This is a genomic window from Paucisalibacillus globulus DSM 18846 (assembly GCF_000482485.1).
GTDB classification, from domain to species: Bacteria; Bacillota; Bacilli; order Bacillales; family Amphibacillaceae; genus Ornithinibacillus; species Ornithinibacillus globulus.
On the sequence record NZ_AXVK01000015.1, the window covers coordinates 295,808 to 303,854 of the forward strand.

Annotated in this window: 6 protein-coding genes; 2 read left to right on the forward strand and 4 right to left on the reverse strand. The window is 33.8% G+C overall.

What is annotated here, in order from left to right:
• Nucleotides 1–3: 3 nt before the first annotated feature.
• The 3 genes from K332_RS0105040 to refZ all read right to left on the reverse strand — a co-directional run bounded on the left by K332_RS0105040 (nucleotide 4) and on the right by refZ (nucleotide 4,249).
• Nucleotides 4–1,143, reverse strand: coding sequence for a cysteine desulfurase family protein (locus K332_RS0105040; protein ID WP_026906477.1), 1,140 nt, complete (start codon nucleotides 1,141–1,143; stop codon nucleotides 4–6).
• Nucleotides 1,144–1,310: 167 nt separating this feature from the next.
• Complete coding sequence (gene ezrA, locus K332_RS0105045) at nucleotides 1,311–3,002, reverse strand: septation ring formation regulator EzrA (protein ID WP_026906478.1); 1,692 nt, start codon at nucleotides 3,000–3,002, stop codon at nucleotides 1,311–1,313.
• A gap of 638 nt (nucleotides 3,003–3,640) precedes the next feature.
• Entirely contained in the window at nucleotides 3,641–4,249 is a 609-nt protein-coding gene (gene refZ, locus K332_RS0105050; RefSeq protein WP_026906479.1) for a forespore capture DNA-binding protein RefZ, read from the reverse strand.
• 117 nt (nucleotides 4,250–4,366) lie between these two features.
• Here refZ and K332_RS0105055 point away from each other — a divergent pair, with 117 nt between their 5' ends.
• Nucleotides 4,367–4,846, forward strand: coding sequence for a GAF domain-containing protein (locus K332_RS0105055; RefSeq protein WP_026906480.1), 480 nt, complete (start codon nucleotides 4,367–4,369; stop codon nucleotides 4,844–4,846).
• A 172-nt stretch (nucleotides 4,847–5,018) separates the two neighbouring features.
• On the opposite strand, the gene K332_RS21935 is transcribed toward K332_RS0105055, so the two are convergent.
• Nucleotides 5,019–6,890, reverse strand: coding sequence for a sensor domain-containing diguanylate cyclase (locus K332_RS21935; RefSeq protein ID WP_051359347.1), 1,872 nt, complete (start codon nucleotides 6,888–6,890; stop codon nucleotides 5,019–5,021).
• Nucleotides 6,891–7,237: 347 nt separating this feature from the next.
• On the opposite strand from K332_RS21935, the gene rpsD reads away from it, so the two are divergent.
• Nucleotides 7,238–7,840 (forward strand): 30S ribosomal protein S4, encoded by a 603-nt coding sequence (rpsD, locus tag K332_RS0105065; RefSeq protein ID WP_026906481.1) that lies wholly within the window; start codon nucleotides 7,238–7,240, stop codon nucleotides 7,838–7,840.
• The last annotated feature ends 207 nt before the right edge of the window (nucleotides 7,841–8,047 follow it).

Genomic DNA, 8,047 nt, shown 5'->3' on the forward strand with positions numbered 1-8,047 from the left:
TATCTACTCCATAACTTCTTTTAATTGATTAATTGCTTCTACAATTTTATTCAAGAACGTCTTGATTTCTTCCTCTGTATTATCGTAAGACAAACTTACGCGTAAAGCGGATTTTGTTCTTGATTGATTATAACCACAAGCTTTAATAATTCTGCTTTCATCTAAATCTTTAGAAGAACAAGCAGATTTTGTTGAGATGAATATCCCTTGCTTTCCTAAAGTATGAATCATTACTTCCGGTTTTAATCCCGGGATTGAAAAATTAATAATATGTGGTGCTGCATTCCTAGGTGTATTTACTACCACTTTATCTATTTTTTTTAATCCTTCACGAAGGTATTGACTTAGTTTACGTAGTTCTACTGCCTCTGTATCCTCTCGTTCCTTTATAAGTCGTAGTGCTTTAACTAAAGAAACAGCTCCAGCCAGATTCTCCGTCCCTGAACGAATTTTAAATTCCTGTTCTCCGCCATGAAATAAAGGGAACAACTTTACTCCTCTACGACAATACAATAAACCCGTTCCTTTCAAGCCATGAATCTTATGGCCAGACATTGTGCATAAATCAATCCCAGTATCATCTAATGACAATGGAACTTTACCTAGGCCTTGTACATTATCGACATGAAAAAACAGCTTTGGATTCTTCTTGGAGATTTCTCCAATTTCCCGTATTGGCTGAATGGATCCGAGTTCATTATTTACATGCATAATACTAATTAAAATAGTATCTTTTCGAATTGCTTTTTCAACATCCTCAACAGAAACGACTCCATCTTGGTTAACAGGTAAATAAGTCACTTCAAATCCTAATGTTTCCAAGCTTTTACATCCCTCATAAACCGATGGGTGCTCAATTTCAGTTGTAATGATATGTTTTCCTCTTCCTTGGTGTTCCAATGCTATTCCTTTTATAGCGATATTATTCCCTTCTGTACCACCCGAGGTAAAGATAATTTCGTCCTCATGTACATTTAAAAGCATAGCCGCTTGTTGTTTCGATTTAATTAAAAGCTTTTCAGTCTCTCCTCCAAGCTGATGAATAGAAGAAGGATTAGCAAAGAAGGTAGTAGAGACCTGTTCAAAGCTTTTCAAAACTTCTGGATGTGGTTGGGTTGTTGCACTGTTATCGAGATATATCATATAATCCTCTCCTTTCCTTTATTAAAACGGTTTATGAACTGCTCCAATGGAATACTCTCTTAATTTATTTCTAAAGTAATAAGTTAGGATAAAGTAGCCATTTACAAAAACTTAAGGCTGTCTTTAGGAAATTAAATTCCACAAAACAGCCTTTAAGGGACCATTACCTATTTTATTATTAACTGATTCTCTTCAATTCGTTTCAACGCACCAGGTTCAACCTCTTCTAGTGCTCGAGCAGCTTGCTCCAAAGCAACTTCATAATCAAAGTTTCTGAATAATGTTTCTGCTTCTAAAAGCTTTGCAGCAAGTAACGGATACTTACTTCGGTATCTGTTAGCATATTGAATAACTTGTTCTGTAAGATTTGCTTGATCTAACATAACGTCTGTTTGTTCAATCAATAAATCAACTGATGTTTTTGCAGTGGAAAGTGATTGTTGTACTTCAGAAATATCTAATGGATTTTTCTCTAATGCAGTTAACACCTGATTACATTTCTCTAATGCCTCATCCATTGAATTCCAAATGAATTGTGGCACACCTGGAATATTACTCTTTTTAAGTCTACGATTAATGTCATTAATTTGATCACGAATATTCGTTAACTTCTCTTTTGCTTCTATTTCATCTTTTCTTAAGTTGTATACACTTACCTTAAAGTCATGATGTTTTTCTACTAGATCTCCCAATTGACTAAAGCCAGTCTCAAGAATCGTTCGTAATTCAGAGTGTGGAGTTTTTTCATCTTCCAACCCAAATTCTATCTCGTCATATACCTTTTGTAATTGTGTAATACTCTTTTCTAAAGTTAAGTATTTCTCCATATCCTGATCATCGAAATAATACGTTTGTTTTAATGTTTCTACTTCTGATTTTGTTTCCTCAAAGGAAGCGGCAACTTCTTTAATAGAATTTTGATAGCTGTTTGCTTGCGACTCCATATAACTCTTTGCAATAGCTTCCTTCTCAAGAAGTTGGTACATTTCTTGAATTCGCTCTTCAATTTCACTTCTTAACGTTTTAGCCTCTGTTGCTTGTCCTTTTTCTAAGGCTTTCACACAATCTAATAAACGTTGTTGATATCCTTGTAATTCCTTCTCAAATCCAAGATGTTCTATTCGAAAACCTTCTTCTTTCATCTCTTTAATACCAGCATATAAATCATCTATTTGGGAAGGTATATCCTGTTTACAAGCACGATAAATTTCAGGGAATTCATCAATTTCAACTTGTAATTGTTCAAGTCTCAGCTTAAGGGAGTCCACTAATTCTTTTGCTTCTGTATAATTACCAGAATCAACTAAATCATGATAATCTCCTAGAAGTTCATTTAATTCATCAATTTCTACTTCAAATCGAACTTCTGCTTTGCCATATTGGAATCTGTTTTGCGCGATTGTTTTGCGTAGATTCTTTATCGAAGGTTGAATATTTTCAACTTCTTTACGACTTGACTCTTCAGATTCAACCAGGTCATCTAACTCAGTTAGAATTCTTTCAATATCTTTTTCAATAGTTTGTAAAGCCTGCTCCGTTTTACGAAGAATCTTTTTGGCGGTAGAAAAACGGAATTTATCTGCCGCTTCTTCTGCATCAAACAAATATTCTTCAGTGTCAGGTAGTTCATTAGAAAGTATTCGTTCCCAACGTTCCTTCCAGGATTCAAATCTATCTTGTGTCTCTCCTGATAAATTAAGTGCTTTAATTTTAGTTAGCTGAGCAGAGACATTGCGATTCATAATATCTAATTTCCAGCTTTCCAGACGGTCCACAAAATCATATATTCGCTTCCTCATAATTAGGCTTATAATGATTAACACAATAACCAATAGTATAATTCCGATAATAATTTCCATTGTAAAGCCCCCTAAAAATCCCAAGAAATTCCTTCTATGTAAATATGAATATAATTTTATGATTACGTATTTACTATAATCCCTATAATACCATGTATATGCGATTTTTGGCTAAAAAAATCAAATAAAAAGTGAATTTTTGTCAAAATTTAAGTGTTTATGGATATTAATGCTGTAAATCCATACGTTTTATAATAATATAATGGTGTTTATAAATTAATTTTCTACAATAGAATAATCATCACAGACTGTTAAGCTTTTTTCTTAGTTGATGGAAACTGTATGGTAACTACTAATCATTTTTCAGTTGAAATACGTGTGTTTCCATTTTAAAATACGGATTTCCGTTGTTGAGATCTAAGGGCGCACTAGACCATGCAACTAAATCAGGAAAACATGCTCCCTAACAGTCAGAACATGCGACCGATTCGGGAAAACATGAGACACTCCATACTGATCATGAGCCCGATTCAAGTAAACATAGACCACGTCACTACGCAGTTTATACAAATTCAACTTCAACATTTTGGAAACAACTAAATAAAAAACCGAACGGATACAAATTCTATTAAAAGAATTGTAAATCGCCGCTCGGATTATTCTTTGTACTATTATTTATACTGGTCACTTTACTCTTATTACTCAGATATATAATCTAACCACTTATGTATAGTTTTCACGTATCTATTAACAAACAAAGAGTGGGAATAGTCTCCTACCACCTGATTTCTCCATTCATTATGTAATACATATGGTGTAACAAGCATTCCCTTTAATTGCATTAAGAGAAATTGGCGATCTAGTCTATGTTTATCATCTTTTTTGTCTTTAAACACATCAGAAAATGTATTGCCAATGATAAAATTTTCTTTTGCTAAGTAAGTTACAGCCATCTCACGGACAAATACAGAGTCCATCGATAATTCTCTATGTATAAAACAGGATAATTGTAGATTCATATGCTTATATTGTATAATTTTATATATTAATCTTTTTAATTTTTCAATTGATGATTCATCTAGTGTTTCCTCTAGAGTTGCTTCAATGACAGACAAATATTCTTCATAGTAATTGGAAACCGCATATTCCAAAAGCCCTTGTTTCCCATTGAAGTAATAACTAACAGAAGAAACATTTACAGAGGCCTTTTCAGCGATATCACGAACTGAGGTACCATGAAACCCTTTTTGGTAAAATAGTGTCGAAGCAGCCTCGACTACTTTTCTTTTTGTAGGGGTATCTTTCATTGAAAATCAACTCCTTTCATTTTATATTGTCCTATATACTTAATACGACAAAGAAATGGATTATCCTGCATGAAATCACAGGATATTTTTAACAAATTTTAGGAAGGAAGTATTAAAATGTTCCAAACAACTGCTTATTCAGGCAATAGAGTCAAAGACTATGAACTTCTAATTAAACAACTAGCAGCATTAGTTCATGATGAAAAAGATATTATAGCAAATCTTTCTAATGCATCTGCCCTTTTAAATCAATTCCTTAATAATGTTAACTGGGTTGGGTTTTATTTATGGAAAGATGATGAACTTGTACTTGGACCATTCCAAGGTTTACCAGCATGTATTCGTATAAGCTACGGAAGAGGTGTATGCGGTACAGCTGTTAAAGAACGGAAAACACAACTTGTAGAAGATGTAAATCAATTCCCTGGCCATATTGCATGTGATAGTGCGAGCCAATCTGAAATCGTTATTCCGATTATTAAAAATGATGAAGTTTTTGGAGTCCTAGATATTGATAGTCCATCATTAAATCGATTTGATGAAACAGATCAGGTTTATTTAGAGAAGTTTGTAGAAGAAATAGTTAAGTGCCTATAAAATATCAAGAGGATGTCTCGGCATCCTCTTTCTTTCATCGTTTAGCAAAATTATAATAGAAACTGCCAATAGATATGAATATATAAATGCTCACTTCCAATCCTGTACCCAGGGACAAGCGAAACTCCCCTCACATCCGTATGTCCCTAACCGGACGCTTCCGCTTTGTTCTTTAACTTTCAGCTACTTGTTCTTTCATACTGTATTTTACAACACAATTCTTCCCAAGGTTTTTCGCCTCATACAATGCTTTATCTGCTCGAATGAATAAGTTTCGTGCAGTGTCTTCCTCACCGGCTTTCCATGAAGAAACTCCAGCTGATAATGTTACCTTTGGATCAGTAAAGTTTTCCGCTTCTGTATTAATAGCTCTAGCTAATTGAACACCCATATTTAAATCGCTATTTGGTAAATAAATGGCAAGCTCTTCTCCACCCCACCGTGCTGCTATATCATATTCCTCAATGTTCTCCAAGATAATATTTGCCACTTGCTTGATTACTTCATCTCCAACATAATGACCAAAATTATCATTTACTTGCTTAAAATCATCAATATCAAAGAGAATTAATGTCCCCATCGTTCCCTTTTCCATATGATACATAATTTTTTCATCAAAATAATTCCTTGAATATAAATGAGTCAAATAATCAGTCGAAGCTGCCTTCTTTAATTTCTCTGCTAATATAGTATTTACAAAAGCAAGTGTTGAATGACGAATGATAGATTGTAATAATTTGAAATGGTCAAATGTGAAAGCATATGGTTCCTGATGTAGAGCAACCACATATCCGTTTATTGAACCCGCATTTTCCATTGGTATAACCATTACAGAGCGATAAGGAGTTTTCACATCTCCAGATTGATAATCCCCAGAAAAAACAGCCTCCCTTGCTTTAACAAAACCTTTAATAAGCCCGTGTCCAGCCAACGTTTCAAAAAAATCAGTACTACCTTCAATCACGTCAAATTGGTGAACATTATTTTCCTGCACTTTATAGATAAACCCAATTTCATCCGGATGACAAATTTGAGTAATTTGTTTTCTTACCAATCTTGTTATTTCTGTTAAATCTAAACGGGAATTTAGCTGATGAGTCAAATCATTGATTAATTTTAAATCAGATACTAAGTGATTTGAATGTTGATAAAGTGCCGTACTTTCAATAGCTAAGCCAGCAATATGGGAAAACTTCCTTATAAATTCTACATCCGCATCCTGCACTTCTATCCGTTTTGGAATAATAATTTGTAGTACTCCATAGACACCCTGATGGCCTTTAAATGGTGCATATATACATGTATCCTTTTCAATAATTCGATTCTCTAGCTGTACCTCACCATTTAGAAAAGCTTGAGAACTAGCTGTTTGATCACTTAGCTCTATTGTCTTAATAGGTAAATCCAATGTATGATCATGGTCCTGAGATAATAATAGATTCACTCCAAAATCAGGAAATACATGTCGAATGCTTGAGATTATCTCAATCAGAATATCTGTTTTATTCGTTAAAACTAAAAATTTTGAGGTTATTTCATATAATAATTGGTGTTTTCGTTCTCTCGATAGTGATAAAAGTAATTCATGCTTTATATTAAGTGTTTTTTCCATTTCTTCTTTGATAATATGGATTACTTCTTCAGCCATTAAATGATGTTTAGTTGAAAAACCACAAATAATCATCCCGATTGGACCTTTTTTAGGTTGAATCGAAATAGCAACTATATCGATATTTTGCTCATTGCATTCAATAAAATCTTCTTCATTTATGGGAATGGATATCTCACCATCTTCAATCGCTTTTCTATAGTTCTTATCCTGAACGTTATCACGCAATTTACATGAGTCTGCAATTGGAGTGATTAACTTAAAATGATTAGCCGTTTGGTCATATAAATAAAAATGTGAAAATGTAAAATCAAAAATGGCTTTTAAATTCTCTGATAGCTTCCCATAAAAGTATTCCTTACTCTTAGGTGATACCGTCGTTAATAAATCGTAATTCAACAATATTAAATTTTCATGAAATTTCTTTCTACTCATACCCATCACCTGTCAAGGGAATTTTTCACTATTTAACTTAATTATATAAAACTTCCTAATTTTTTCCTATTCAAGTATACTAAACCTACTCACTTTTTCCTCAAAATAGCTTTTCTTTAAAAGAATCATTGACTTAAGCCATAAAAAATTATATACTAGTCTTTGTGTAAAATAATACGGCAGCCTCAGTGCATCACCATTCGAACCATTTTGTTCCTCTAACATTGAGGTGTATCGCGTAACTCTCAGCTGCTGGAGTGATGGTACATGAAAACATAATGGCGGTTGGAACGATCACGGCCTGAATTTTGTTTTATGCAAATAAAATATAAAGGAGGAAATGTCCTATGGCACGCTATACAGGTCCTGTATGGAAAAAATCTCGTCGTCTTGGCATTTCATTAACTGGCACTGGTAAAGAGCTAGACAAACGCCCTTATGCTCCTGGGCAACACGGAGCTAACCAACGCAGAAAGCTTTCTGAGTATGGTCTACAATTACAAGAAAAACAAAAACTACGCTTTATGTATGGTTTGAACGAACGTCAATTCCGTACTCTATTCAATAAAGCTGGTAAAATGAAAGGTGTTCATGGTGAAAACTTCATGACTTTACTTGAAACTCGCCTTGATAACCTAGTTTACCGTTTAGGTCTTGCACGTACTCGTAGACAAGCTCGTCAGCTTGTTAACCATGGTCATATTACTGTTGATGGTTCACGTGTTGATATTCCATCATTCTTAGTAAAACCTGGCCAAACTATTAGTCTTCGCGAAAAATCAAGAAACCTTGATATCGTAAAAGAAGCAATCGAAGTGACAAACTTCGTACCAGAATATTTAACTTTTGATGCAGATAAATTAGAAGGTACTTTCAACCGTTTACCAGAACGTTCTGAATTACCATCTGAAATCTCTGAACAATTAATCGTTGAATTCTACTCTCGTTAATTTTAGCATCAAGTATATGCTAATAAAACCCTTGAAATGTTGCTACACAACATTTCAAGGGTTTTTTCGTGTGTTTTTTAAAAAGGCTCTATAATATTTGTTGGGGTACATTAAATATTCTGAAAAAGGTTAACACGCAACCTACCAATCCTTTATACTTGAATTGTCGAGAAACAAGTCTAAGTGAATGGGGTTGCGTGTAAATGA

Bases quoted from the DNA above. Each gene is read 5' to 3' on its own strand.
- K332_RS0105040 (WP_026906477.1), bottom strand. From the start codon at position 1,143: ATGATATATCTCGATAACAGTGCAACAACCCAACCACATCCAGAAGTT.
- ezrA (WP_026906478.1), bottom strand. From the start codon at position 3,002: ATGGAAATTATTATCGGAATTATACTATTGGTTATTGTGTTAATCATT.
- refZ (WP_026906479.1), bottom strand. From the start codon at position 4,249: ATGAAAGATACCCCTACAAAAAGAAAAGTAGTCGAGGCTGCTTCGACA.
- K332_RS0105055 (WP_026906480.1), top strand. From the start codon at position 4,367: ATGTTCCAAACAACTGCTTATTCAGGCAATAGAGTCAAAGACTATGAA.
- K332_RS21935 (WP_051359347.1), bottom strand. From the start codon at position 6,890: ATGAGTAGAAAGAAATTTCATGAAAATTTAATATTGTTGAATTACGAT.
- rpsD (WP_026906481.1), top strand. From the start codon at position 7,238: ATGGCACGCTATACAGGTCCTGTATGGAAAAAATCTCGTCGTCTTGGC.